The sequence below is a fragment of the Lutispora sp. QWL-02 genome, from assembly GCF_058315355.1.
In genome coordinates this window covers 3,466,536-3,490,474 of sequence record NZ_CM177762.1, presented here as the reverse complement: position 1 = coordinate 3,490,474, position 23,939 = coordinate 3,466,536, and the positions used below count along the sequence as shown (strand labels likewise).

General features: G+C 39.0%; 25 protein-coding genes and 2 tRNA genes. 25 read left to right on the top strand and 2 right to left on the bottom strand.

The features are described 5' to 3' along the window. Positions 1–146: 146 nt before the first annotated feature. The 3 genes from AC4HCY_RS16500 (at position 147) to AC4HCY_RS16490 (ending at position 2,045) form a co-directional block, all read left to right on the top strand. Complete coding sequence (locus tag AC4HCY_RS16500; RefSeq protein WP_491094651.1) at positions 147–1,043, top strand: sugar phosphate isomerase/epimerase; 897 nt, start codon at positions 147–149, stop codon at positions 1,041–1,043. Positions 1,044–1,091: 48 nt separating this feature from the next. Beyond that, positions 1,092–1,544 carry a GNAT family N-acetyltransferase gene (locus tag AC4HCY_RS16495; RefSeq protein ID WP_491094650.1) on the top strand — a complete coding sequence of 151 codons (453 nt, stop codon included), beginning with the start codon at positions 1,092–1,094 and terminating at the stop codon, positions 1,542–1,544. Between the two features lie 63 nt (positions 1,545–1,607). After that, complete coding sequence (locus AC4HCY_RS16490; RefSeq protein WP_323430673.1) at positions 1,608–2,045, top strand: C-GCAxxG-C-C family protein; 438 nt, start codon at positions 1,608–1,610, stop codon at positions 2,043–2,045. A 76-nt stretch (positions 2,046–2,121) separates the two neighbouring features. Here AC4HCY_RS16490 and AC4HCY_RS16485 read toward each other — a convergent pair whose 3' ends face one another. Continuing rightward, positions 2,122–3,645, bottom strand: a complete 1,524-nt coding sequence (locus tag AC4HCY_RS16485) for a PucR family transcriptional regulator (protein ID WP_323430672.1) — start codon at positions 3,643–3,645, stop codon at positions 2,122–2,124. A 178-nt stretch (positions 3,646–3,823) separates the two neighbouring features. Between AC4HCY_RS16485 and AC4HCY_RS16480 the strand changes: the two genes are divergently transcribed. The 4 genes from AC4HCY_RS16480 to AC4HCY_RS16465 are packed head-to-tail and all read left to right on the top strand — an operon-like array spanning position 3,824 to position 8,088. Further along, positions 3,824–5,764, top strand: coding sequence for an FAD-dependent oxidoreductase (locus AC4HCY_RS16480; protein WP_491094649.1), 1,941 nt, complete (start codon positions 3,824–3,826; stop codon positions 5,762–5,764). 14 nt (positions 5,765–5,778) lie between these two features. Then, the gene (locus tag AC4HCY_RS16475; RefSeq protein ID WP_323430670.1) at positions 5,779–6,618 is read left to right on the top strand and encodes an SDR family NAD(P)-dependent oxidoreductase; all 840 of its coding nucleotides are present in this window, start codon (positions 5,779–5,781) and stop codon (positions 6,616–6,618) included. A 48-nt stretch (positions 6,619–6,666) separates the two neighbouring features. Beyond that, positions 6,667–7,533 (top strand): SDR family NAD(P)-dependent oxidoreductase, encoded by an 867-nt coding sequence (locus AC4HCY_RS16470; RefSeq protein WP_491094647.1) that lies wholly within the window; start codon positions 6,667–6,669, stop codon positions 7,531–7,533. Between the two features lie 33 nt (positions 7,534–7,566). Continuing rightward, on the top strand, positions 7,567–8,088 hold the full coding sequence (locus tag AC4HCY_RS16465; RefSeq protein WP_323430668.1) for a hypothetical protein: 522 nt from the start codon (positions 7,567–7,569) through the stop codon (positions 8,086–8,088). 258 nt (positions 8,089–8,346) lie between these two features. Here AC4HCY_RS16465 and AC4HCY_RS16460 read toward each other — a convergent pair. Continuing rightward, positions 8,347–8,432: transfer RNA gene (locus tag AC4HCY_RS16460), tRNA-Leu, on the bottom strand. A gap of 175 nt (positions 8,433–8,607) precedes the next feature. Between AC4HCY_RS16460 and AC4HCY_RS16455 the strand changes: the two genes are divergently transcribed. The 18 genes from AC4HCY_RS16455 (at position 8,608) to AC4HCY_RS16370 (ending at position 23,925) form a co-directional block, all read left to right on the top strand. Further along, a complete protein-coding gene (locus AC4HCY_RS16455; RefSeq protein ID WP_323430667.1) occupies positions 8,608–9,549 on the top strand; it encodes a metal-dependent hydrolase in 942 nt (313 codons plus the stop codon). Positions 9,550–9,669: 120 nt separating this feature from the next. Continuing rightward, positions 9,670–10,263, top strand: a complete 594-nt coding sequence (locus tag AC4HCY_RS16450; RefSeq protein ID WP_323430666.1) for an RNA polymerase sigma factor — start codon at positions 9,670–9,672, stop codon at positions 10,261–10,263. Between the two features lie 24 nt (positions 10,264–10,287). Beyond that, positions 10,288–11,556, top strand: a complete 1,269-nt coding sequence (locus AC4HCY_RS16445; protein ID WP_491094646.1) for a DUF4349 domain-containing protein — start codon at positions 10,288–10,290, stop codon at positions 11,554–11,556. 123 nt (positions 11,557–11,679) lie between these two features. Further along, positions 11,680–14,292: a DNA polymerase I gene (gene polA / locus AC4HCY_RS16440; RefSeq protein WP_491094645.1), complete on the top strand. Its 2,613-nt coding sequence runs from the start codon at positions 11,680–11,682 to the stop codon at positions 14,290–14,292. 27 nt (positions 14,293–14,319) lie between these two features. Continuing rightward, on the top strand, positions 14,320–14,943 hold the full coding sequence (gene coaE, locus AC4HCY_RS16435; RefSeq protein ID WP_442916635.1) for a dephospho-CoA kinase: 624 nt from the start codon (positions 14,320–14,322) through the stop codon (positions 14,941–14,943). After that, a complete protein-coding gene (locus AC4HCY_RS16430) occupies positions 14,933–15,511 on the top strand; it encodes a lytic transglycosylase domain-containing protein (RefSeq protein WP_491094644.1) in 579 nt (192 codons plus the stop codon). The genes coaE and AC4HCY_RS16430 overlap by 11 nt, the downstream gene beginning before the upstream one ends. Positions 15,512–15,526: 15 nt before the next feature. Beyond that, positions 15,527–16,561: a nicotinate phosphoribosyltransferase gene (locus AC4HCY_RS16425; protein ID WP_323430661.1), complete on the top strand. Its 1,035-nt coding sequence runs from the start codon at positions 15,527–15,529 to the stop codon at positions 16,559–16,561. A 117-nt stretch (positions 16,562–16,678) separates the two neighbouring features. Next, positions 16,679–18,193, top strand: coding sequence for a peptide ABC transporter substrate-binding protein (locus tag AC4HCY_RS16420; protein WP_491094643.1), 1,515 nt, complete (start codon positions 16,679–16,681; stop codon positions 18,191–18,193). 66 nt (positions 18,194–18,259) lie between these two features. After that, positions 18,260–18,342 (top strand) — tRNA-Leu (locus tag AC4HCY_RS16415). Positions 18,343–18,579: 237 nt separating this feature from the next. Further along, positions 18,580–19,119 carry a GNAT family N-acetyltransferase gene (locus tag AC4HCY_RS16410; protein WP_323430659.1) on the top strand — a complete coding sequence of 180 codons (540 nt, stop codon included), beginning with the start codon at positions 18,580–18,582 and terminating at the stop codon, positions 19,117–19,119. Positions 19,120–19,250: 131 nt separating this feature from the next. Next, positions 19,251–19,610: a DRTGG domain-containing protein gene (locus AC4HCY_RS16405; RefSeq protein WP_255225976.1), complete on the top strand. Its 360-nt coding sequence runs from the start codon at positions 19,251–19,253 to the stop codon at positions 19,608–19,610. 4 nt (positions 19,611–19,614) lie between these two features. Next, positions 19,615–20,046, top strand: coding sequence for an ATP-binding protein (locus AC4HCY_RS16400; RefSeq protein WP_323430658.1), 432 nt, complete (start codon positions 19,615–19,617; stop codon positions 20,044–20,046). After that, positions 20,047–21,324 (top strand): [Fe-Fe] hydrogenase large subunit C-terminal domain-containing protein, encoded by a 1,278-nt coding sequence (locus tag AC4HCY_RS16395; protein WP_323430657.1) that lies wholly within the window; start codon positions 20,047–20,049, stop codon positions 21,322–21,324. Positions 21,325–21,339: 15 nt separating this feature from the next. Further along, complete coding sequence (locus AC4HCY_RS16390) at positions 21,340–21,678, top strand: AraC family transcriptional regulator (RefSeq protein WP_323430656.1); 339 nt, start codon at positions 21,340–21,342, stop codon at positions 21,676–21,678. Position 21,679: 1 nt separating this feature from the next. Continuing rightward, positions 21,680–22,405 (top strand): PHP domain-containing protein, encoded by a 726-nt coding sequence (locus AC4HCY_RS16385; RefSeq protein ID WP_323430655.1) that lies wholly within the window; start codon positions 21,680–21,682, stop codon positions 22,403–22,405. Between the two features lie 115 nt (positions 22,406–22,520). After that, positions 22,521–22,994 carry an NADH-quinone oxidoreductase subunit NuoE gene (gene nuoE / locus AC4HCY_RS16380; protein WP_323430654.1) on the top strand — a complete coding sequence of 158 codons (474 nt, stop codon included), beginning with the start codon at positions 22,521–22,523 and terminating at the stop codon, positions 22,992–22,994. Positions 22,995–23,005: 11 nt separating this feature from the next. Beyond that, entirely contained in the window at positions 23,006–23,560 is a 555-nt protein-coding gene (locus AC4HCY_RS16375; protein WP_323430653.1) for an ATP-binding protein, read from the top strand. Beyond that, positions 23,557–23,925 carry a (2Fe-2S) ferredoxin domain-containing protein gene (locus AC4HCY_RS16370; protein ID WP_323430652.1) on the top strand — a complete coding sequence of 123 codons (369 nt, stop codon included), beginning with the start codon at positions 23,557–23,559 and terminating at the stop codon, positions 23,923–23,925. The genes AC4HCY_RS16375 and AC4HCY_RS16370 overlap by 4 nt, the downstream gene beginning before the upstream one ends. Positions 23,926–23,939 lie beyond the last annotated feature (14 nt).

The following is a 23,939-nucleotide window of genomic DNA, read 5'->3' as shown; positions in this document are numbered from 1 at the left end:
TAATTCTCATATTTTGTCTTAGTTTATACGGCTCAGTTTTATAGAATTTTGCAGCTTATATAGCATATAGAAAAAACCATATATTTATGGTAATATCTAGACATATTAGCGGTGAAGATCATACTATTCAGATTTAGGAGGAGCAAATGAAAAGATTTCTGATCGGTCAGTTTGACAAATTTGATATCGCTAGGCAAAACAGAGATTTCAGGGATTATTTTTTCGGAATCGAAGTCAATCAAATTGAGTCTATTGAGGAACTGCGGATATTGAAAGACAATATAAGCAGCGGAAACCTGAAAGTAGGCATTCATTTTCCATTGCTGAAGAACCAATGGAGATCCAGAGATCCCCAATATCTTTCTAAAGATAAGGTTACCTATGAAGAATCCATTAGTTATATGGAAAATGAATTTGTCAGGGCAGAAGAGTTAAATCCGGACTATATTTTGCTTCATTATCCAAAGCCGGTGATATTAGATGATAATGTTGATTGGAAAATCTGGAGGTTTTCAGATGATACCGAGTATTACTATGAATCTGAAATGCCCTATGAGTATTTTGAGGAGAGAAGCAGGAATTTCTTTCAAATATTATCTGAGAAAGGAATTAAGCATAATTTTACCCCGGTGTTAGAATTGGATGCACTGAATAGATATATATATGACACAAACCTTCTGGAAGGCTTGCTGGACGATTATCCAAATATCAGGCTATGCCTTGATTTCGGAAGAATCCACCTGCAGGATTGTATTGACCATAATTTCAGCGGATTGGATATAGTTAAAAAGTTCGGCAGGTATGCTCATTTAGTGCATTTATGGAATGCCAGGATCAGTGAAACAGGGCATTATCCTGCACTTAGCTCTTTGAAGCCGGAAGATGGCTGGGGCGATATGGCGGCATACTTTAGGACCTTAAATGAAGTAAATGGGAGCTATAAGGTTCTGTTTGAGCATAAGTCCCATTTGATAAGCGATGCGGAGCTGGAAGAATGCTATCAATGGGTAGGCAGGCTGTGCGGCCTGCAGAATGGGATATAATGTATGAGAAGGTCTGAATTCATAACTGTAAGTACAAAGGAGGGCTACATGATGAGAAGGCTTGATTTGCAAGACAAAGAGACAGCCGAGAAGGTGCTGGAATTGCAGGCGGCTTCATATAAAATCGAGGCGCAGATCATAGGTTTTTATGATATACCGCCTTTAAAGGATACTATAGACAGCCTAAGAAAGTCCGGCGAAATATTTTATGGGTATTTTGAAGATGAGGTATTAGCCGGAATAATTTCCTATAAAGTTATAGAAAACACTCTGGATATTCATCGGGTTGCAGTACACCCAAGCTTTTTCAGGATGGGCATTGCACAAAAAATGGTGAATTTTATAGAAGGGGCGGAAGTCGGCATAAATAAGGTAGTAGTATGCACCGGAAAGGAAAATAAACCGGCGGTGAACTTATACTTGAAAAATGGATATAAAAAAACAGAAGATATTGAGATCGGCAGAAATGTCTATTTGACTGCATTTGAAAAGATAATATAATATAAATATGCACAAGCATTAGGGATATTGATTGTTTTAAAGTATATTGAGAGGAGAATCTCTATGAGTGAAAAAGCGGATTTAGCAGTTAAATGCTTCGGCGAAGGCTTTAGCTGTGCCCAAGCGGTATTTACATCTTATTGTGAAGATTATAATCTGGATAAGGAAACGGCTTTGAAGATAGCCGGAGCATTCGGAGGCGGAATGGGATATATCGGTGAGACATGCGGAGCTGTCACAGGAGCGTTTATGCTGATTGGACTTAAGTACGGAAAATACAGGACGGAGGATAATGTATCCAAAGATAAGACATATTCAGCTATACAAGAATTTACCAGACGTTTTAAAGCTGAGTTCGGGTCTGTAAAATGCACCGAATTGATCAAATATGATTTAAGCATAGCTGAAGAGCTAAATAAAGCCAAAGAGGCAGAAGCTTTCAAGCATACCTGCTCCGGACTGGTAAAAAGGGCGGTAGAAATCATCGAAGAAATACTGTAATGAATTGCCCGTGGCAGTTATGGAAGCAGTCCGGGCTCCCGGATGTTCAATTCCAAGGCTGAAATCTCATATTTGGTTATACTTGTTTCTCTAAAAAATTATCAATCTTAAAGGAATACATCAGCTCAAAGAGCAATTTGGAGTCGTCAAAGTTTGAACCGCATATTTCTTCTATGCGCTGCTTGCGATAGTTCAAAGTATTCCTGTGCAGATATAGTATATCGGCGGTTTTTTTCATATTAAAGCCTGTTTCCGTTAGTGCTTTTAGGGTATTATAAAACTCTGTTCCCTTTTCATGATCATAGCTGCGCAGCTTGGCCAATGCGGGGTGGCAAAACTTTCCTAATCGTATTTCCAGCGGAATTGTGCTAAGCATAGAATAAAAACTATATTCTGTGTAGTTATGTATATTCTCTTCACTGCCAAGAAGCTGTGCAAAACGAATAGCTTCATCTGCTTGGTTATAATAGTTTGCAAAAAAGCTGGGCTGAGTAAAGGCGTTGCTTATCCCCACCTGCAGATGATCGTCTTTAGCCAAAGACTTTAGCTTTTCCAATTGGGAAGAGTCTATATTATAAGCATCATTCAAAGGTAGTATTAAGACCAGCTCCTTTCGATAATAAAGCGAAGGAGCTTTATCAAAAATTCTTTGAAGCCTGCTCATCAATTCTTCCTTAATATAATTATGGCCATGATAATAAGAAGGACGTGCAATGAGAACTCTCATGCATTCAGGAAATAGGAGATCACTAGCCTGAATGCGGGCATTGGCATGTTCCGGATCGATACCCGTAAGCATATCGGTAAGAATACTCTGATAAAGGTAAGAACGGAGTCCTACATCATCCTGATTGCGAAGTATCATCTCGCCAGCGGCTTGACTGATCAATGGCAAGAGTTCTTTGCTATGAGAATCGATGGGTGAATTGAACTGCAGCATGAATACATATCCTAAAAGACGATCCTCAGAAACAATCTTGCTGCAGAGATAAACGAGCTGGTTGTCAGAACATATACTGATAAAGGCCTCCGAATTTTTAGGGGATATTTTTTTTAACCTTATTTGCTTAATATGATCCATAAACTCATAGGGACAATATCCTCTTTCTACACTCTGTATCCACAAAGTATCAGGGACATCAAAAGGGCTGGAATGGGCTAATATCTTGCCGCTTATATCAAGAACCACAAGAGGATTTCCGCAAGCCTTTGCTGTCTCACACAAAATGGCAGATAGACCTTTGCCATCTAATATCATTTTAAGCATTCTTGAATAAGCTTGTTCTGCTTTTAGGGATTTAATCAAATCCTGCTTTATCAAGTTAAATATAGCAGCAAATTCACTTTCTTTTATTTGAGCACTATTAAATAAAAATTTAACATTATTTTGGGAAATATCATCAAAATATAAAAGGCAAGGCGGAGGACTAATCTCCTTGTTTAACTGTGCTAAGTGACCAATATACAAAGTATCATCTCTATAGAAAGATGCTTCCCTGTCTAATAAAGTTATGTCAATAAAGTCAGAATCTTGCTGTATTTCAACGAAATCTATCTGATATTTTGTCTTAATAAGCTCTATCATAGCTGAATATTTCATATTATCACCTCAGTTATATTTTATGCAATATGCACAAATACTTCAAGCTTTTTCGTTCATCGCCGCCCTACTTTTATATTTTTTATTTTGTTAATATATAAACAAACATCAAATGATACTAACCTAGGTTAAAAGACTTGCACTCAATATTATATAAATTAAAAGGAAGGTGTGTTTTATGAAGTATGAAAGACTCTTTTCAAAGGGTCAGATAGGCAATCTCCAGTTGAAAAACAGAATTGTAATGCCTGCAATGGGTACAGGCTTTGCATCTTCTACAGGAGAAGCCTCTGACGAGATCATCAGGTATTATGAGGAAAGAGCAAAGGGAGGCTGCGGCCTTATTATTACCGAAATCACCCGCATAGATGACGAGACTGGTGTAGGTATGAGCAACCAACTAAGCGTAACCGGAGGAAAGCATATCCCAAGGCTGGTAAGATTAGCAGATGCAGTGCACCGTCATGACACTAAAATATTTGTTCAGCTTCATCATCCAGGCAGAGAGACATACGGAAGACTGCTTAACGGAAAACAGATTGTAGCCCCAAGCCCTATTGCCTGCAAAGTAGTGGGAGAAGTGCCTCGTGAATTAACCACGGCTGAATGTGAAGCAATGGTGAAAAAATTTGTTACAGGTGCAGTCATAGCAAAAACTGCAGGTATCGATGGTGTAGAAATACACGCAGCCCACGGTTATCTTGTCAATCAGTTCATAAGCCCTTACACAAATAAGCGAACCGACAAATATGGCGGAGACTTTTACAATAGGATGCGCTTTGTCACAGAAATAATCCAGGGCATTCGTTTTACATGCGGCCCCAAATTTCCAATGTCAGTTCGTATCAGTGCCAATGAATTTATTGAAGGGGGTTTGACACTCCAAGACACTGTTAAAATAGCCAGATATCTAGAAAGCCTGGGCATAGATGCAATAAACGTGAGCTGCGGTACTTACGAATCAGGTTATTCTATCATAGAACCGGCTTGCATACCTGAAGGATGGAAAAAGGACCTGGCAAAAACCATTAAAGCCAATGTAAAGATACCGGTAATCGCTGTCAACAATATAAAGCATCCTGAAGTTGCAGAGGCTCTTTTGGAAGAAGGTGTAAGCGATTTTGTCGGCATAGGCCGCGGCCACTTAGCCGATCCTGAATGGGCTAATAAAGCCAAATACGGAAAAGAAGAGCTATTGCGCAAGTGCATCGGATGCATGAATTGTTTTAAAGTTGCTAATACGGGCCGTCCCATCGAATGCACTGTAAATCCACTAATCGGCAGAGAAGAATTTTTAGGCGATGACAAGCTTGTGAAAGACGGCAATGGACGTACTGTAGCTGTTATAGGCGGAGGTCCCGGAGGAATGCAGGCAGCTTATGTATTGGCAAAGCGTGGTTTTAGGGTTGTGCTCTTTGAAAAAGAAGCATTCTTAGGCGGGACCTTGAATCTGGCTGACAAGCCGCTTCACAAACAGCTCATAACAGAACTTACGAATACCCAGGCAGCACAACTTCAAGCGCTTGGAGCGGAAGTTCGTTTAAATACAGAAGCTAATGTCCAAATGATAAAGGAATTAAAACCTTACGGCGTAATCCTTGCTGTAGGAGGAACACCTGTCATTCCAAGTATTCCAGGCATAGACAGACCTAATGTTCATACTGCGGAAGAAGTGCTGTCAGGAAAAATAGAACTGAAGGATAGAAACATTGCCATCATTGGCGGAGGCGTAACAGGACTGGAGACAGCGGAGGTGTTGGCAAAGGACAATAAGGTTGCTGTAATAGAAATGATGGATGCAGTAGGAACATCTCTATATGCAAGTGTTCGTGCTCTACTGTTAAAACGATTAAATGAAGCAGGTGTCGAAATCCTGACCGGTCACTGCTTAGATTCAATAGGAGCTGATGAAATAGTATTGAAGGTGACCTCAACAGCTTTTGAAGTTAATAGAAAAGCAGATACTGTTATCCTTGCAATAGGCGTAAAACCACGAAAAGATCTTGTAAATGAATTTGAAACCGCTTTCGATAAGATTATTTCTGTAGGAGATGCCCTAAGACCCGGTTTGATCGGCGATGCCATAAGAGAAGCAAACGATAAAGCATTCGTGTTTTAAAGGAGGGAACAGAAATGAAGGAATTCAAAGATAAAGTTATAGTTGTCACAGGAGCAGGAAGCGGTATAGGTGCAGCTATTGCCAAAGAAGCAGCACTCCACGGGATGAAGGCGGTTCTCAACGATATTGATGAGAATGGTGTACAAAAAACCTTAAGTGAGATCAAAGCCATGGGGGGCGAAGGAGTTATCCAGGCCGCCGACATATCCCAGCTAGAAAATGTACAAGCCCTTTATGATTTGACCATGAATACCTATGGACGAGTAGATATTTTGGTCAACAATGCAGGTGTAGCGGTTTCCGGACCTATATGGGAGATCCCTGTCCAAGATATAAACTGGATTACTGAGGTTAATCTTTTAAGCCACGCATACGGCATGCGCATATTCATTCCTAAGATGATTGAACAGGGTACCGAAGCTGCTGTCATTAATGTAGCTTCTACTGCAGGCATCATGATTTCCCCTAATGCAGTTATGTATCATGGCACAAAGGCGGCAGACGTATCACTGGCGGAAAGCACTTATCTTGGATTAAAGGCAAGGGGAGTAAACAACATTCAGGTTCACGCATTATGCCCTGCTTTTGTACAAACGGGAATACATGAAAGCGACAAACATCGTCCTGCAAGATATGGCTCTATGGATGACCCTTACTATCAGAGCCAGGAGTTCAAAGCAGGGGCCATACGCAGCAAACGCTCAGTGCTGGGCGGCATACCTATTGATTCTGTGGGAATGACAGTATTTACTGCATTAGAAGACAAGAAATTCTATATATTTACTCATCCTGAATCCATATACCCTGCAAGCCAGAGATTGATGAATATGGTGAATGGAAAGAATCCAGCTTAAAAAACTGTAAATATGCCATAAAATCATAAGGAAAGAAGGAGAGTCATTATGATCACAGATTATAAAAATAAAATTGTTGTAGTAACAGGCGCTGCCAACGGTATAGGAAAGGCTCTGGCATTAGGCTGTGCAAAAAAAGGAGCTAATCTGGTGGTAAATGATATACATGGTGATGAGGCAGAAAAAGTTGCAGAGGAAATCCGTGCCATGGGGCGAAAGGCTGTGGCGGTGCAAGCCGATGTTTCCTTAAGCCCAGAATGCCAGAAAATTTTCGATGTAACTATGGAAACCTACGGGCACGTGGATGTTTTAATCAATAATGCAGGTGTAAGCGCCTTTGGAGACGCTACAGAAATCGTGGAACAGGATATTCACTGGGTTACTGAGGTCAATGTATATTCCCATTGGTACATGATGAAACGCTTCATACCACAGATGAAAAAGCAGGGGAATCAATGCCAGATTCTCAATGTATGTTCTATAGCAGGACTTATAACCCTTTCCTCTGCCCCTGTATATTTTAGCACGAAGCATGCAGCTGTAGCTCTTTCGGAGAGCACTTATAAGTGGCTTAAAGAAACAAATGCTAATATAGATCTTGCAGTATTTTGTCCCGGTTTTATTCAGACAGAGATGTATCTTACAGACAGACATCGCCCGGAGCGCTATGCAAAGAATGATGATCCTTTCTATACAAGCGAGAAGTACGCCCAGTATACAGCAATGAATAAGCATGTATTAGACACCGGTAGACCCCTTGAGCCTGTTATTGAAGAGGTGTTCGAAGCACTGGCTACGCCGAACTTCTTTATATTGACCCATTCTCAGTATGATAAACTCCTCAGGGAGCAAGGGAACTTCCAAGCTGATATGGCGAGACCTATAAATCCTGGTGATGTCGCCCCTAAAAAATGATTATGAGAATTACTAATAAGGAGTGTATTTGCCATGCACCAAGAAAGTAACGATAAGTTTATGAAATATCTCCGCATAGGTATCCTTATATGGGTACTCATCGCCAATGCAATACTCCATTGGGCTAAATTTGAATATGGCTGGCTGATTTTTATCGGAAATATATTTCTCTTCACCCTTCCCGGTGATGATTTAAAGGAAAAGCTGGCTACAGTAACCTTTGGAGGTTTAGTAGGCATTGTCCTCACTTATGTACTGTTGATCGGAATAATGGCCTTAACCCCTGTGTTAGGTGAGTTCCTAGGATTTATGATACCATTGGCAATAGGTATGTTTATACTTATAATATGTCATCCAAAGGCACCTATGTTCCTGAACAATGTTGGATTTGCTTACCTCGTTTGCTGTACCATGAATGTGGAGAAATTTGCAGCCAACTTTACAACCTATTTGCTTACTTTTATAATAGGTGGCCTTATATTCAATATAGGCTGTCTTTTAATGGTAAAGCCCTGCATGAAACTGGCAGCAAGACCAACCGCTAAGGAGGCATAAAAATAAAGCTCCTGTACTGTGCAACGGTACAGGAGCTTTATTTGTTTAACAACACTATAATTATTCAGATATAATTCATACAGAATACTAAAAACTTTGATTTATAATGTAAAGTGAGGTATTTATTTATGCTGCTGGATAAATATTTTGGTCGTCGGTTGTTTTAATAGTCGTAATATATTATATTGATTAAAATCAGGGCAAATAAAACAAAAAAGCTTCAACGAAATCGCTGAAGCTTTATAAGCAAAAAATTAATGGTGCCGGAGGTCGGACTCGAACCGACATGCTTTATGGGCGCATGATTTTGAGTCATGTGCGTCTGCCAATTCCGCCACTCCGGCGCTACGTTATTTATATTAGCACATGTGCATATAAAAATCAATAAAAAATTATGGTAAACATTTAGTTATTTTTTCTGAAATTATATTGAAATTATATATAGAATGGGTTGTCGTTTATGATATAATTGAATATCATGTACTAGTCAAGTTAGCTTATACTACTTAGGAGGTAAAAATGGATCCAATCACACACGGCGTTGTAGGGCTTGCAATGGCAGCTTTTGCGGGAGAAGCGGTCTCAATGGTAAATCCTTACGCAATAGGAAGCTTATTAGGTGCGGTTATTCCTGATGCAGATATAGTTATGCAGCTGAAAGGAGACTATAGTTATCTTAAAAATCACAGAGGGATGTCTCACTCAATCCCATTTATTTTTTTGTACGGAACGTCTATAACAGCTTTATTGACATTCATATATCCCGGAGCATCCATGATAAAGCTATTTTTATATGCTGTCTCCGGATGTATATCACATTTGATGCTGGATATAACAAACTCATATGGAGCTCAGGTCTTGTGGCCATTTTACAGGAAGAAAGTGACTTTAGATTTACTTTTAGTATATGACCCGCTTTTGATAATTTTGTCACTGGCAATTATTATCCCAAATATCAGAACTAAAATTCACCCTATTATTGCATTGATGATTTTTGCAGCGTATTTATCAATACGTTACTGGATGAAGAGCCATGCAAAAAAAATAATCAAAGCTCATTTTAATTGTTCCGATGAGATATTATTTATAAGGATTTTACCTTCGATGGTGGGACTTGTCAGGTGGCATTTCGTTATTAAAGCTCAAGGCAAAAGAATAATCGGGGAGGTAAATATTCTGCCACAAAAGTTTCGCATTATAGAGGTTATGGATGATTTGGATAATAAATTATTCAAGGCTGTAAAGAATACCAATATTGCAAAGTTCTTCGGCGAATTTACACCGCTTTTTCATATTAAATGCAGCAAGACTAATCGTGGCTATGAGTATAGCTTTACTGATTTAAGATATTATATTGCAAAGGATTTCTTGCATCATGCCACTGCTGTGATGGATGAGAATTTTAAATTGGTAAATTCGGTTTTTCATCCTTATCACAGGACCCGAAATGTAGAAATATAGGTATATATTTTGTACCTATATTTTTAATGCTGACGAAATTGTATAAAAGATGAAACTTTATTGGAGCAAGTTCGTCTAAATAAGAAGGGGTTGTATAGTTATTATGGGGGAGGGTGAAAGATGGGAGAATCAGAAAGGCTTCTTGTGGATAAAAGCAAAAAAGGCAACCTGGATGCCTTTGAAGAACTTATTTCCGCCTATGAAAAAAAAGCATACAACATTGCTTATAGGATGATGGGAAATGAAGAAGATGCGAAGGATATGGCACAGGAAGCATTCATTAAAATATATAAATCTATCCAGAACTTTAGAGAAGAATCATCTTTTTCTACATGGCTGTATAGGATAGTTACAAATGTCTGTCTCGATGAATTAAGGAAAAGAAAGAATAATAGACAGGTGCCTCTGGAGCTTAACATAGAAACAGATAAGGGATCAGCCATAGTTGAACTTAGTGCGGAGAAGGAAACACCCGAAGATATCTATGAAAGAGTGGAGAAAAGACAGCTTATACAAAATGCCATATCATCTCTCGGGGATGATTATAAAACGGTTATAATACTTAGAGACATTCAAGGCTTTGGCTACGAAGAGATTGCATCCATGCTCAATTGTTCCCTGGGCACTATCAAATCAAGGATTAATAGAGCCCGGAATCAGCTCAAAGATAAGCTCCGATATGAATTGGAACTTTACGAAAAAAAGAGCGTCTAACTGTTTGAAAGGGAGGGATAGAGAATGGATTGCGAATTAGTTACAAGTCTTATGTCTTCCTATATAGACAAAGACATAAATGAAATAGATAAAATAGAACTAGAAAAGCATTTGGGAAGCTGTCCTGATTGTATGGAAGAGTACCGTTTGCTTTTGTCCGCAGTACAATATTGCAACGAATTAGAAGAAATTGAATTACCCGGAACCTTTCACCATGACCTCATGCAAAGACTTCAGGAATTGGGTTCTGATAATAAAAAGAAAAGCTTTTTTAATAGAAATTGGAGCTGGATGGCAGGCGTTGCCGCCGTATTTGTTATTGCAGTTATTGGAATTTCTTCTTTGGATCGTCTACCGGGATTTAATATCAATGATAAAGCTGTTTCAGAGGAAAGCACCGGGTATGGTGCTGCTCCTGAAGCTAAGGTTCAAATGGCAGGTGAAGCACCGGCTGAATATGACAGGGGAGCAGTGAAATTTTCTGAAAACTTAGAAATTCCCACAGCAGATATGGCGTCTAATTATGCTTTAAAAAGCAATACAGTAGCTTTGGATAAGGCAAAAGAATCAGAGCAGCAGTCTGTTGAAAGGAAGATAATAACCAGCGGAAATGTTTCTTTGGAGGTCACGGATTTTGATGATAAGATGAAGAGCATCGAAGAGCTGGCTGAGAGAAACGGTGGATATGTGGAAAATTCCAATGTGGACAATAACGTATACTACGGAGCCGAAGGCAAGAGCGATAAATTAAAAACCGGAAGCATAACCTTGAGGATACCGGCGGCTAAATTCAGCTCGACCGTGGAAGAGATAAAAACCATGGGTGAGGTCATAAACCATAATACAAATTCTGTAGATATTACCGAACAATATTATGACACAACAACAAGAGTCGAGAATTTGAAAGTGCAGGAGAACAGGCTCAGAGAGCTTGTAGGTATGGCAAAGAATGTAGAGGAGATACTCAAAATTGAAAATGAGCTAAACCGGGTCAGAAGCGATATAGATCTGATGTCAACGGATATAAAGCGGTGGGATAAACAAGTAAGCCTGTCTTCCTTATATGTAAGCTTGAAGGAAATAAAAGCAGGCAAGCTGGAGACATTAAATATTCCTACTATTTGGACAAAAGCTTATAAAGGGTTTTATGGAGCCATAAACAATATACTCAGAGGTGCAGAGGGGCTGTTTATATATGCGGTCACTGCACTCCCGTATATATTTATCCTGGCAATTATTTCGCTTATTTCATATTTAATTCTGCTTAAAGTCCGCCCTAAGAAAATAAAATAGGCTGATAATAGATACTTACCTAATCGGATTCTTCAGAATCCGATTTTTTTAACACAATATAAAGGGTTTTTAGAAAACGTATGGAAATAATAAGATTAAACTAATTTTGGAGGATATTGAGGAATGAAAAAGGATAGTATGATTATAATAGATGGCAACAGCCTCATGCACAGAGCTTTTTATGCTCTACCGCCTTTAACCAATAAAGATGGGCTTCATACAAATGTTATATACGGCTTTGTAAATATGATAAATAAGCTGATTGAAGGCTATAAACCAAAGTATATGGCTATAGCTTTTGATCTTAAAGGGCCTACGTTCAGGCATAAGGAGTATGCAGAATATAAGGCAAAAAGGCTGAAGATGGCAGAAGATATGGCGGAACAAATACCATATCTGAAAAAGGTTGTCGATGCTATGAATATTAAAAGACTTGAAATAGAAGGCTTTGAAGCGGATGATATAATCGGGACACTATCTAAGAAGTCAAGCAAACATGATGTAGATATATTGATAGTTACAGGGGATCGTGACGCTTTTCAGCTTATCGATGAGAACATTCACGTTCTTATGACTAAAAAAGGCATAAGCGAGATGGAGGAATATGATAAGGAAAAGCTTATTTCACAATATGGCGTTACTCCTGAGCAGGTGATCGATCTCAAGGGCCTTATGGGAGACGCATCAGACAATATACCCGGTGTGCCCGGTGTAGGGGAAAAAACTGCTTTAGAGCTCATCAAGCAATTCGGTACAGTTGAGAATCTGCTGGAGAATACTGCAAGCATTAAGAAAAATAAAGTACGCGAGAATGTAGAAAACAATAAAGAAATGGCGCGGCTTTCAAAAAGACTGGCTACCATAGTGACAGAGGTGCCCATAGATGCACCTTTAGAGGATCTTACATATAAAGAGCCGAATTACGAGGCTTTGTATGAATTATACAGCATGCTGAACTTTAAAAGCCTTCTGGATAAAATGAAAAGCTATCCTGCCAGGAAGGAAATTGAAGGCTCACAACAGGATATTGTCGTCAATGAAATCAAAGGGGAAGTTGAGATAAAGCAGCTTTTAGTGAAATTTGCCAAGGAAGGCAGAATCGTTTTTAAGGCTTCTCAAAGCCCTCATGGCGTGCCGGACTATATATATGTGTCTGCTGAAGGCAGGCAATACTCTATTGCTGTTGATGAAATATCAATACCTTTTATTAAAGATGTTATGGAGGACGAAAACATTGAAAAGGCAGGCCATGACATTAAGGTTGACCTGGTATCGTTAAAAAATATAGGCATCAATGTTGAAAATGTGAAGTTTGACAGCATGATAGGAGCATATTTGCTGAATCCGTCAAAGCCTGATTATAAGCTGAGGAATATCTATAGCGAATTTTTCGGAACCGAGATAAAGGATTATGAAAGCAAAGAGGGTGACATCAGGCAAAACTATTGCAGCAGTGTCAAAGCGATTGCCGAATTGATCGATCCCATAAGAGAAAACATAGCAAAGATGAACATGGAGCAGCTTTACAACGAGGTGGAGGTGCCGCTGATAGAAGTGCTGGCAGATATGGAGCATGAGGGCTTCAAGGTAGATAAAGAAAGGCTTTTAGAGCTGTCTGCATTGTATTCGGAAAAGCTTTCAAAGCTCACGGAGGAGATATACGGCTTCGCAGGAGAAGAGTTTAATATCAATTCTACAAAACAACTGAGCGTAATACTATTTGAGAAGCTTATGCTGCCTCCTATTAAGAAAACAAAAACAGGCTACTCTACAGATGTAGAGGTTTTAGAACAGCTTTCCGATAAGCACCCGATCATTGAAAAGCTGCTGGAGTATAGGCAGCTTCTCAAAATAAAGTCAACCTATGTAGAAGGTTTGATCAATATAATAAACGAAAGAACAGGCAAGATACATTCTAAGTTCAATCAGACAGTTACAGCTACAGGAAGGCTCAGCAGCACGGAGCCCAATCTTCAGAACATTCCTGTAAAGACTGAAAACGGCAGAGAGATAAGGAAGGTCTTTGTACCTCAGAATGAAGATTATGTCCTGGTCGATGCAGACTATTCCCAGATCGAGCTTAGAGTTCTGGCTCATATTTCAGGGGATAAAGGCCTGATAAAGTCCTTTATCAACAACGAGGATATTCACAGAAGGACAGCTTCCGAAGTTTTCGGGGTAGATAGCGATCTGGTCAGCCCCCTCATGAGAAGCAGGGCCAAAGCGGTGAATTTTGGGATAGTCTATGGTATAAGCGATTTTGGATTATCCAGGGATTTAAAGATTCCGAGAAAAGAAGCAAAGCTTTATATAGATAATTATTTTGATAGATATCCCTTGGTAAAAAAATATATGGAGGACATTGTAAAAGAGGGCAAGGAGAAGGGATATGTAACTACGATATTAAACAGGATAAGATATATCCCCGAGCTATCTTCTTCCAATGCCGTGCAGAGGAATTTTGGGGAGAGAATGGCTATGAACACTCCCATCCAAGGAAGTGCGGCAGATATTATCAAGATTGCTATGGTAAGCGTTTACAAGGAATTAAAGGCGAGAAGGATGAAATCCAGGCTTATATTGCAGATACACGATGAGCTCATTGTAGAAGCCTATAAGGATGAGGTGGAAGAAGTGAAAAAAATCGTAAAGGAAAAGATGGAAAAAGCCTTTACACTAAGAGTACCTCTTACTGTAGATGTCAATGCCGGTATGAGCTGGTACGATACAAAATAAGGTATTTATAGTATTTTCGGAGGCGATTTGATGATCATTGGGTTAACCGGAGGCATTGCAAGCGGTAAAAGCACAGTTTCTTCTATCCTTAAGCAATTTGGCGCATACATCATAGATGTTGACGAAGTAGGAAGAAGTGTTGTGCAAAAGGGAGAAAAAGCATATAATGAAATAGTTCAGTATTTTGGAGACGAAATATTGCTTCCTAGAGGTGAAATAAATAGAAAAGCACTTGGGCATATTGTTTTTTCTGATGGCGAAAAACTAAGAAAGTTGAATTCTATAACTCACCCTAATATAATTGGGAAAGTCAAAGAAATAATTGAAGAATTCCGAGCTGATGGTGCGGAGGTTATTGTTATAGATGCAGCGATATTGATTGAGATGGGACTGAATTCATTATGTGACAGTGTATGGCTTGTTTCTGTAGATAAGCAGACGCAATTACATAGGCTCATAGAAAGGGATAGATTTTCATATGAAGATGCACAAAACAGGATAAATGCTCAATTCAGCGATGAAAAGAAAGCTGAGCATTCAGACGTAATCATATATAATACAAAAGGCCTGGAAGAGTTGAAGGAAGAAATAAAGCAGTTATGGCATACTGCACTAAGTACAGTCAAAAGGGGAGAAACTGTTGATCAATAGCAGAAAAGCGAGAAGATTATTTGTTATAATATTTGCAGTTATAGTTTTGTACATACTAGGCTTAAACATTCCCAAGCTGTTGAATGCTATATATCCCATCGGGTACAGGGATATTATAGTCAAATATGCTGACTCGTATGGCCTGGACCCATATCTGATTGCTGCCATAATCAAGGTTGAAAGCGGTTATGACAGCTATGCCAGATCCTCTAAAGGGGCTTTGGGTTTAATGCAGATAAAGCCGTCAACAGGGGAGTGGATAGGAGAGAAGCTTAAGGTAACAAATTTTAGCGAGGAAATGTTGTATGACCCGGAGATAAATATAAAAATGGGATGCTGGTACCTGGACTATCTTTTTAAGTATTATGATGGAGATATAAAGTTGGTCCTGGCTGCATACAACGGCGGTCAGGGTAATGTGAGCAAGTGGTTGAAGGACGCCGATTACAGTGATGACGGGGTGACGCTGAAGAACATACCCTTTGCAGAAACGAAGCTTTATGTTGAAAAGATCAACAGAGCGTACAAGATGTACAATAAGATATATAGAGATCTAATTAACAAATGAAAGGAATGAAATTGATTGGCTGAAATAAGAAATTTAGCTGATGTAAAAAAAATTGAATTAGACCCCAACAGGCAAATTCATTCTGCCGGCGAGCAGGAAATTCTGGATGGATATACTACAGATATTTATTTCGTGAGAACTGTAGATATTTTAGACTCTATGGGAATAGCCGATAAGACGGTTACGGCAGAAATCTTTCCAAGGAAACCCGGTATTTTTGCGGGAATACAAGAGGCCTTTAATGCCTTAAAAAATAAAGATCTGGAAATATGGGCGCTGCCGGAAGGTGAAAGCTTCGAAGGCAAAGAAACGGTAATGAGAATTATAGGGTCATACAGGGAGATATGCATATATGAAACAATATTGCTGGGTATCCTTGCAAGCTCCTGCGGCTGGGCGACCGCTGCAAGAGAGTGCAGAGAAGCCTGCAAGGATAAGTCCTTCATCGTATTCGGATCAAGACATGTCCACCCTTCTGTGGCTCCGGTGATGGAAAGAGCTGCTTTTATCGGAGGCGCTAACGGAGTCAGCAATATATTGGCGGCTAAGCTATTAGGCATAGAGCCATCAGGGACTTTACCCCATGCATCGTTTTTGATCGCAGGAGATACTGTGTCGGTTGCTCAGGCATATGACAATACAATGCCTGAAGACCACAAAAGGATTGTTCTTATCGACACATTTAAAGATGAAGCAGAAGAGGCACTGAGGGTAGCAAAGGCTTTGGGAGGAAATCTCTATGGCATCAGACTGGATACTCCCAGCGAAAGAGGAGGAGTGACGGCAGAACTGGTGAAGGAAGTGAGAGCCCGTCTTGATATGGAAGGCTATAATGAAGTGAAGATATTCGTTTCCGGAGGCCTGTACCCTGACAAGATAAAGCTCTTGAGCGAAGCGGGTGCAGATTCCTTCGGAATAGGAAGCTATATATCAGGAGCATCAGCGATTGATATGACCATGGACCTCAAGGAGATTGAGGGTAAGCCTATTGCAAAGAGGGGAAGAATCCCGGGCAGGGTGGAGAATCCTAAGCTTATCAGGCTTAAATAGTATACCAAGGAGAAGAATTATTTTATGAAGCGAAAAATTTTTCCTATAGCATTATTAATCATCATTTTACTTCTTGCGGTATCATGTTCTAAACCTGAAATTCAGGGAGGGACTGAGGTGCACATAGAAGATGAGAAACCGGGCAAAGGCGGAGTGATCAGCATTGGCTGCATTGAACCTTTAACCTTTAATCCTTTGCTGGTAAACAGCAGAAGCTATGGTGATCTCACAAAACTTTTGTTTAATGGACTTGTAGAGTATAATAATGCTTTAAAGCCCGTGCTCGTGCTGGCTGATGATATCAGCTTCGCAGAGGGTACAGGCCAAGCTGTGGTGAAGCTGAAAGAAAACTTGCATTGGAGCGATGGAGTGAGATTGACCTCAGAGGATGTGAAGTTCACTCTGGACACTATAAAAAACTCACCTGATTCCATTTATAAGTCAAAGCTGAATCGCATTATTTCATATCAAACGGTAAATGATGTTACTATAAAAATAAATTTCGGAAATTGGCAATATAGTGCTATGGATTCATTGAGCTTTCCTATAATTCCAAAGCATGTATTTGCTGCAAACCCAAATGCGGCGCCGGTAGGTACAGGCCCTTATAAGGTATCTTCCTACAGCAAGTTGAAGTATATGGAGCTGAAGACCAATGAATACAGCATGCATAATTCGACATCATATATTACTACTATCAGAGTCAATTTTATAAAAGACACAGATTCATTTGACACTGCCTTTCAGTCAGGACAGATAGATATGATTAATGCATCTTCTTATGGATGGGAAAAATATAAAGAATTGCGTAACGTAAATACTTATAGGTACCTTTCCAGGGATTATGAATTTATAGCGGTAAATTTTCAAAACCCTGTACTGGCTGAGGTTGAAATAAGGAAGGCTTTAATGTATGGAATAAACAGAAAGGCCATAATAGAGAAATACCTGTTGGGCAACGCCTCTGTTACTGATACGCCAATAAGAAGCGACTCATGGATGTTTGACGGAGATGTTAATAAGTACACCTACAGCAAGGCGGAAGCTCAATATGCTATAAATAATGCCAAATTTTTGCTGAATGAGAAATCTAATATTTATGAGCGGGAAATAGACGGCAAGAAACAGCAGATTAGATTAACCTTTATAACTAATTCGGAAAATGAATACAGAAAAAAAGCAGCTGAAGACATAAAGAAAAGCCTTGAGGAGATAGGCTTTGTAATCGATTTGAAAATAATGCCCTTTGAAGAAGTAAAAAAGCAAATGGAATCAAAAAAGTTTGATCTGGCACTTGTGGGTATGAGCTTTTCACCGGAAAGTGATTTATATGATTTTCTTCATAGTACGAAAGCTGTTGGGGGAAAAAATTATGGCAGCTATAGCAACCCCAGAGTCGACGCGTTGCTGGAGGAATCCCAGAATTCACAGAGTCAGGAAAGCAAATATATCAGCTACCTGGAGCTTCAGAGGATAATAAAAGATGAGTTGCCGGTTATAAGCTTGTTCTATAAAGAATATGCTTTAGTCATGAGAAGCAAAGTGCGCGGGGAAATTCAAGCTGACAGCGAGAATCTCTTCAGAACTATAAATAATTGGTACATTACCGAGTCATTAAGGCAGGATGAATAAAATGTTATTGACATAAACCTTTGCAGAATATATAATAATCCATGTAGCAGATTTAATAAATGCTTTGCGAGAGTGGCGGAACTGGCAGACGCGCACGTTTGAGGGGCGTGTGGGCAACCATACGGGTTCAAGTCCCGTCTCTCGCACCATATAGAATTTTAGGACTTCAGGGCTTTATAAGCTTTGAAGTCTTTTATTTTTTGAACGTGATAATTATTTCACGTATTTTCTAGCTTTATGAGCTATATAAGATTTATTCTGCAACCAAAGCTCCTGAATTGTATTTTAGACCGTTCTCAATTTACTGATTTTACATGTGCACATTAAAAGGATTTTCATAGCTTTTGTAGAATATTAATACTCATATAAATCATTAAGGTGGTATTATGCTTGCATTAAACTTAGAAATTGAGAATTTTTTTTTCAGGGATATAAAAAAGGATGAATTAGATAAGGTTTTAGAGCTATACAATGATGTTGACGAATCAATTTTTGCTACAGGAATAGATAGACGGCTATCCATAGAGGAGATGGAAGAAAAATATCTGGAGGTTTTGATCAACAGCTATGAATTTTTTATCGGAATTTTTTCTAAGGATAAAGGCGAACTCACTGGGGTAATAAAGGGCCACATAGATTATGACAATAGCGAAGAAGCTTGGATTTCATCATTTTTGATCAAAAAGGATTTTAGAAATACAGGCATAGGCAATAAAAGCATCAATGCTTTTATATCTTTTATGAATAAAACCTATGATGTTAAAAAGGTTTTGGCCGGAGTTATTTCTAAAAACAAGAGAGGCATGGAATTCTGGATAAATGCAGGCTTTCAGCATATAAGGGTTATCAAGGAATATATCAGCCTGAACAACGGTTATGAAGATTTCATCATATTAAAAAAAGATATCAGGACTTTCAATACATAATAACTCCCCTATGTTTTTAGAGGAGCTATTATTTAAAATGTTTTGTTACATTTTTAACATTGTGTATTTATGAATACATATTATTAATTAAAGGAATTTATTATATAATCTTATTGAGGGGAGGATAACAGATGAAGCTTAGGCAAATAAAAGATGCCTTGCAGGCTGATGTGCTATGGGGGGAGGAATCGCTGGATAGGGAGATTTCCTATGCATTCGGTTCTGACTTGATGAGCGATGTTTTAGCCTTTGTAAAAACAGGGACGATTCTTTTGACGGGTCTGATAAATTCTCAGGTTATCAGAACTGCTGAGATGGCTGATGTGAGCGCTATACTTTTTGTAAGAGGCAAGGTTCCCGATGAGGATGTCATAGATCTTGCCAGAGAAAATTCTATAACGATCCTTACGACGAAATATACTCTTTTTACAACTTCCGGAATACTTTATAGCTGTGGATTAAGAGGAATAGAAGCAGAATCTAGGAGATAAAGATATGGGAAATATATCATATGAATTTCAGGTTGAGAAGGATGATTTTGAAAGGGCCGGCGAGGCTTCGAGCAAAATAAAGAAAATTTTGAGACAGCTTGGAATGGATTCAGGAATCATTAGGAGGGTTGCGATAGGAGCATATGAGGCAGAAATAAATTTAGTCATACATTCTTTAGGAGGAATAATTAGTTTCAGTATTGAACCGAAATCAATAACAATAATTGCAAAGGATAGCGGTCCAGGCATTGAGAATGTTGAACTCGCTATGAAAGAAGGATATTCCACCGCCCCTGAGAGGATTAGAGAGATGGGCTTTGGAGCTGGAATGGGGCTGCCAAATATGAAAAAATGCTCAGATAGCTTTAGTATTGAAAGCGTTGTTGGAAAGGGTACTGTAATCACGATGAAAATGATGCTGAAAGATGGTGATTAAATGGGCGAAGAGTATAATCACTCAGTTATATTGCGAGAAGATAGGTGCATAGGTTGTACCGGCTGTCTGAAAGTTTGTCCTACTGAAGCCATAAGAGTGAGAAATGGAAAAGCTAAAATAATTCCTGAAAGATGCATAGATTGCGGTGAATGCATAAAAATATGCCCCAATCATGCTAAGAGCGCCATAACAGACGAATTGAGCATGATCAAAAAATATAAATACAGCATAGCTATACCTTCATTAACTATATATGGACAGTTTCCTTCCAATATCGGCATAAGCGATATGCTGGAAGCCATTAAAAAAATAGGTTTTGATGAAGTGGTTGAAGGCACTGTAGGAGCAGACATATCCATCCATTTGATAAAGGAATACCTGCTCAAAAAACCTGATATAAAGGTTCCTGTAATCAATTCATCCTGTCCGGCGGTTATAAGGCTGATACAAATGAGGTTCCCGGATTTGATCCCCAATATAATCGACATTGAAACACCGATAGAAATAACTGCCAGGATTGCGAAGACAGAGGCATCCAAGAGAATGGGCTTGAGCCTTGAAGATATAGGTGTTTTTTTTATTACTCCATGTACTGCAAGGGTTACGAGCATTAGAAACCCTTTAGGAATAAACAAATCATATGTTAATGGTGCAATTTCCATGAAGGAGATATATGGGGAGATCGTACGGAATTTGGTAACTCATAATACGCCCAATATGGGTACGAGTACAAAGGAATCCCTGTTTTGGCCTATTGCCGGAGGTCAGGCGGAGGCTCTGGATATCGAAAACTATCTTGCCGTAGACGGTATTCATGATGTCATAAGGGTTCTTGAGGAAATAGAACTTGGCAAACTGGAGGATGTTGAGTTTATCGAGTGCTCTGCTTGTACAGGTGGATGTGTAGGCGGACCCCTGGTCATCCAAAATTCTTTTATCGCTAAGAATAGAATAATGAAATATGCAAGAAATATAAAAGATACCAAGCATACTGAAGAAGAACTGAACAAGTTTATAGAGATGTATGAAAGCGGGTTTATCAGATTGACGGAAAAGATAGAGCCTAAACCTGTTATGATGTTAGATAAGGATATAGTCAAGTCCATTCAAAAGATGGAGTTTGTTACCGAGATACTAAAGGGACTGCCTGGTTTGGATTGCGGCATATGCGGTTCTCCAACCTGCAGAGCTTTTGCAGAGGATATTGTAAAAGGAGAGAACAGCAGGGCAATATGTATGATTAAAACCATGAACGGCTTTAAAAATAGAAAAAGTTAGAGGAGTGCATTTCAGATGACGGTCAGAGAAATGTGTGAAAGATTGGAGCTTAAACCTTTAACCGGAGAATGCGGGATGGACCGGGAGGTAAGCGGTGCTTACATTTGCGATCTTTTGAGTTGGGTTATGTCTCATGCTCAGAAGGGAGATGCATGGATCACTATTCAAACTCATACTAATATTGTTGCGGTAGCTGCTTTGCTTGAGCTTTCTTCCGTTATTATAGCTGAGGCTGCAGAGGTAGAGGAGGATACGATCAAAAAAGCAATTGATGAGGATATACCGGTGCTGGTTTCCAATAAAAGCGCTTTTTTGATAGCTAAAGGATTATTAAATGCCGGATTAGGTAAATAGTATGAAATTCGCAGTTGATTTGCATATTCATTCTGCTTTATCGCCTTGCGGCGATGAAGATATGACTCCTAATAACATAGTTAATATGGCACTGATAAAAGGCTTGGATATAATAGCAGTGACGGATCACAACAGCGCAGCAAATTTGCCTGCGATTCTTGAGGTTGGCAAAAAACAGGGGCTTATGATTGTGCCGGGCATAGAGGTTCAGACAAAAGAAGAAGTGCACATCATATGTCTTTTTAGGACTCTTCAGAGCGCTTTGAAGCTTGATGAGATCATATATAATTGTCTGCCCGATATGCCAAACAATGAAGAGGTTTTTGGCCGGCAGCTCATTATGAACTCCGAAGACCAAATTATAGGCAAGGCAGACAAACTGCTTATATCTTCATGTGCTTTATCCGTAAATGATGTTTTTATTCTGACTAACGGCTTAGGCGGGGTATGCATACCTGCACATGTAGATAGGCCTGCATATAGCATAACTGCCAATCTCGGATTTATTCCGCCTTCGCTGAAGGTTAAGACTGTGGAGCTTTCAAAAAAAGATAGTCCGGAGATCATAATGAAAAGGCATCCTTTTTTAAAGAAGTACGATTATATCATATCCTCAGATGCCCATTATCTATGGGACATAAGCGAGAGAGAGTTTTTTGTCGAAATGGAATTTCTCAGTTTTACAAACTTATTCGATATATTATGCCCAAATCAAAAAAAATTATAATTAATTTTAAATATTGTTAAATTTTTTATTTAGTTATGTTACAATAAAAAATAGGGTTAATAATTGACAGTTTTTTGTCAATATATACAATGTATTTTAGGGAGGGGACTCTTTAATGAACGAGCTTGAAATGAAAGAAAAAATGGAGAAGCTGGACCGGATAATTGAAAACCATAGAGACCAGCAAGGAGGCTTAATGCCTGTTCTTCATGAGACTCAAGAGCTTTTTGGATACATTCCTGAAGAGGCTCAAAAGAGAATATCAAAAGAACTAAACATTCCAATGGCGGAAATCTACGGAGTAGCAACTTTTTACTCCAGATTTACGCTCAAGCCTAGAGGTGAGCATACAATAGGTGTATGTTTGGGGACGGCTTGTTATGTAAAAAATGCTCAATTAGTTTTTGAAAGACTCCAAAAAGAGCTTAAAGTTAAACCGGGAGGGACTACTGCAGATAACAAATTCACGCTGGAGGCTACCAGATGCCTGGGATGCTGCGGACTTGCGCCTGTTATGATGATAGGAGAAGACGTATACGGCAAGCTTGTTCCCGATGATATACCGGATATATTGAAAAAGTATCAATAGTAGGTTTTATCATGAAGGAATTGTCTCTTCATATACTTGATATCATTCAAAATTCTATTGCTGCGAAGGCCAGCTTAATTACTATAAATATTGTTGAAGATTTAACGACAGATGTTTTCTCTATTGAAGTGATCGATAATGGACAAGGAATGGACAAGGAATTAGCAGAAAGAATAAAAGATCCTTTTATTACGGGGAGAAAAACCAGAAAGGTAGGCTTGGGAGTGCCTTTGCTCTATATAGCATGCACTCGATGTCAAGGAAATTTGGAGATTCAGTCCGATAAAGGAAAAGGCACCAAAGTTATTGCCTGGTTCAAGCATAGTCATATAGACAGGGCACCGCTGGGAAATATGATTGACACTATAATTGCTATAGTGATAGGCAATCCGGAGATAGATATTATATATAATCATAGAATAAATGAAAACGAGTTTAATTTTGATACCAGGGAAATAAAGCATATTTTAGGGGAAGTACCTATCAATGAGCCTCAGGTTATCTCATGGATAAAGGGATTTTTGGAGGAAGGTCTCAATAGTTTAAATGGAGGTGCAAGAATATGAAATCAATTAAAGATTTAGAGGAAATCAGAAAAAGAACCTATGATACAATCAATTTAAGAAAAGATCAACCAGGAACCAGAGTAGTTGTGGGCATGGCTACATGCGGCATTGCGGCAGGAGCCAGACCGGTTCTTTTGGCCATTATGGATGAGATAAAGAAAAATGAACTGGCAGATGTTGTCGTTGCACAAACCGGATGCATCGGTATGTGCAGGCTCGAGCCTATTGTAGAAGTATATAAGCCGGGAGAAGAAAAAGTGACCTATGTAAAAATGAATGCTTCGAAAGCTATCAGGGTAGTAAATGAGCATGTTATGAAAGGCAAGATTGTTCAAGAATACACTGTAGGAGCAGAAGAAAACTAATAGATTTAAGGTTA

Excerpts from the sequence above, each read along its gene's own strand:
- AC4HCY_RS16500 (WP_491094651.1), top strand. The coding sequence starts at position 147 with ATGAAAAGATTTCTGATCGGTCAGTTTGACAAATTTGATATCGCTAGG.
- AC4HCY_RS16495 (WP_491094650.1), top strand. The coding sequence starts at position 1,092 with ATGATGAGAAGGCTTGATTTGCAAGACAAAGAGACAGCCGAGAAGGTG.
- AC4HCY_RS16490 (WP_323430673.1), top strand. The coding sequence starts at position 1,608 with ATGAGTGAAAAAGCGGATTTAGCAGTTAAATGCTTCGGCGAAGGCTTT.
- AC4HCY_RS16485 (WP_323430672.1), bottom strand. The coding sequence starts at position 3,645 with ATGAAATATTCAGCTATGATAGAGCTTATTAAGACAAAATATCAGATA.
- AC4HCY_RS16480 (WP_491094649.1), top strand. The coding sequence starts at position 3,824 with ATGAAGTATGAAAGACTCTTTTCAAAGGGTCAGATAGGCAATCTCCAG.
- AC4HCY_RS16475 (WP_323430670.1), top strand. The coding sequence starts at position 5,779 with ATGAAGGAATTCAAAGATAAAGTTATAGTTGTCACAGGAGCAGGAAGC.
- AC4HCY_RS16470 (WP_491094647.1), top strand. The coding sequence starts at position 6,667 with ATGATCACAGATTATAAAAATAAAATTGTTGTAGTAACAGGCGCTGCC.
- AC4HCY_RS16465 (WP_323430668.1), top strand. The coding sequence starts at position 7,567 with ATGCACCAAGAAAGTAACGATAAGTTTATGAAATATCTCCGCATAGGT.
- AC4HCY_RS16455 (WP_323430667.1), top strand. The coding sequence starts at position 8,608 with ATGGATCCAATCACACACGGCGTTGTAGGGCTTGCAATGGCAGCTTTT.
- AC4HCY_RS16450 (WP_323430666.1), top strand. The coding sequence starts at position 9,670 with ATGGGAGAATCAGAAAGGCTTCTTGTGGATAAAAGCAAAAAAGGCAAC.
- AC4HCY_RS16445 (WP_491094646.1), top strand. The coding sequence starts at position 10,288 with ATGGATTGCGAATTAGTTACAAGTCTTATGTCTTCCTATATAGACAAA.
- polA (WP_491094645.1), top strand. The coding sequence starts at position 11,680 with ATGAAAAAGGATAGTATGATTATAATAGATGGCAACAGCCTCATGCAC.
- AC4HCY_RS16410 (WP_323430659.1), top strand. The coding sequence starts at position 18,580 with ATGCTTGCATTAAACTTAGAAATTGAGAATTTTTTTTTCAGGGATATA.
- AC4HCY_RS16405 (WP_255225976.1), top strand. The coding sequence starts at position 19,251 with ATGAAGCTTAGGCAAATAAAAGATGCCTTGCAGGCTGATGTGCTATGG.
- AC4HCY_RS16400 (WP_323430658.1), top strand. The coding sequence starts at position 19,615 with ATGGGAAATATATCATATGAATTTCAGGTTGAGAAGGATGATTTTGAA.
- AC4HCY_RS16395 (WP_323430657.1), top strand. The coding sequence starts at position 20,047 with ATGGGCGAAGAGTATAATCACTCAGTTATATTGCGAGAAGATAGGTGC.
- AC4HCY_RS16390 (WP_323430656.1), top strand. The coding sequence starts at position 21,340 with ATGACGGTCAGAGAAATGTGTGAAAGATTGGAGCTTAAACCTTTAACC.
- AC4HCY_RS16385 (WP_323430655.1), top strand. The coding sequence starts at position 21,680 with ATGAAATTCGCAGTTGATTTGCATATTCATTCTGCTTTATCGCCTTGC.
- nuoE (WP_323430654.1), top strand. The coding sequence starts at position 22,521 with ATGAACGAGCTTGAAATGAAAGAAAAAATGGAGAAGCTGGACCGGATA.
- AC4HCY_RS16375 (WP_323430653.1), top strand. The coding sequence starts at position 23,006 with ATGAAGGAATTGTCTCTTCATATACTTGATATCATTCAAAATTCTATT.
- AC4HCY_RS16370 (WP_323430652.1), top strand. The coding sequence starts at position 23,557 with ATGAAATCAATTAAAGATTTAGAGGAAATCAGAAAAAGAACCTATGAT.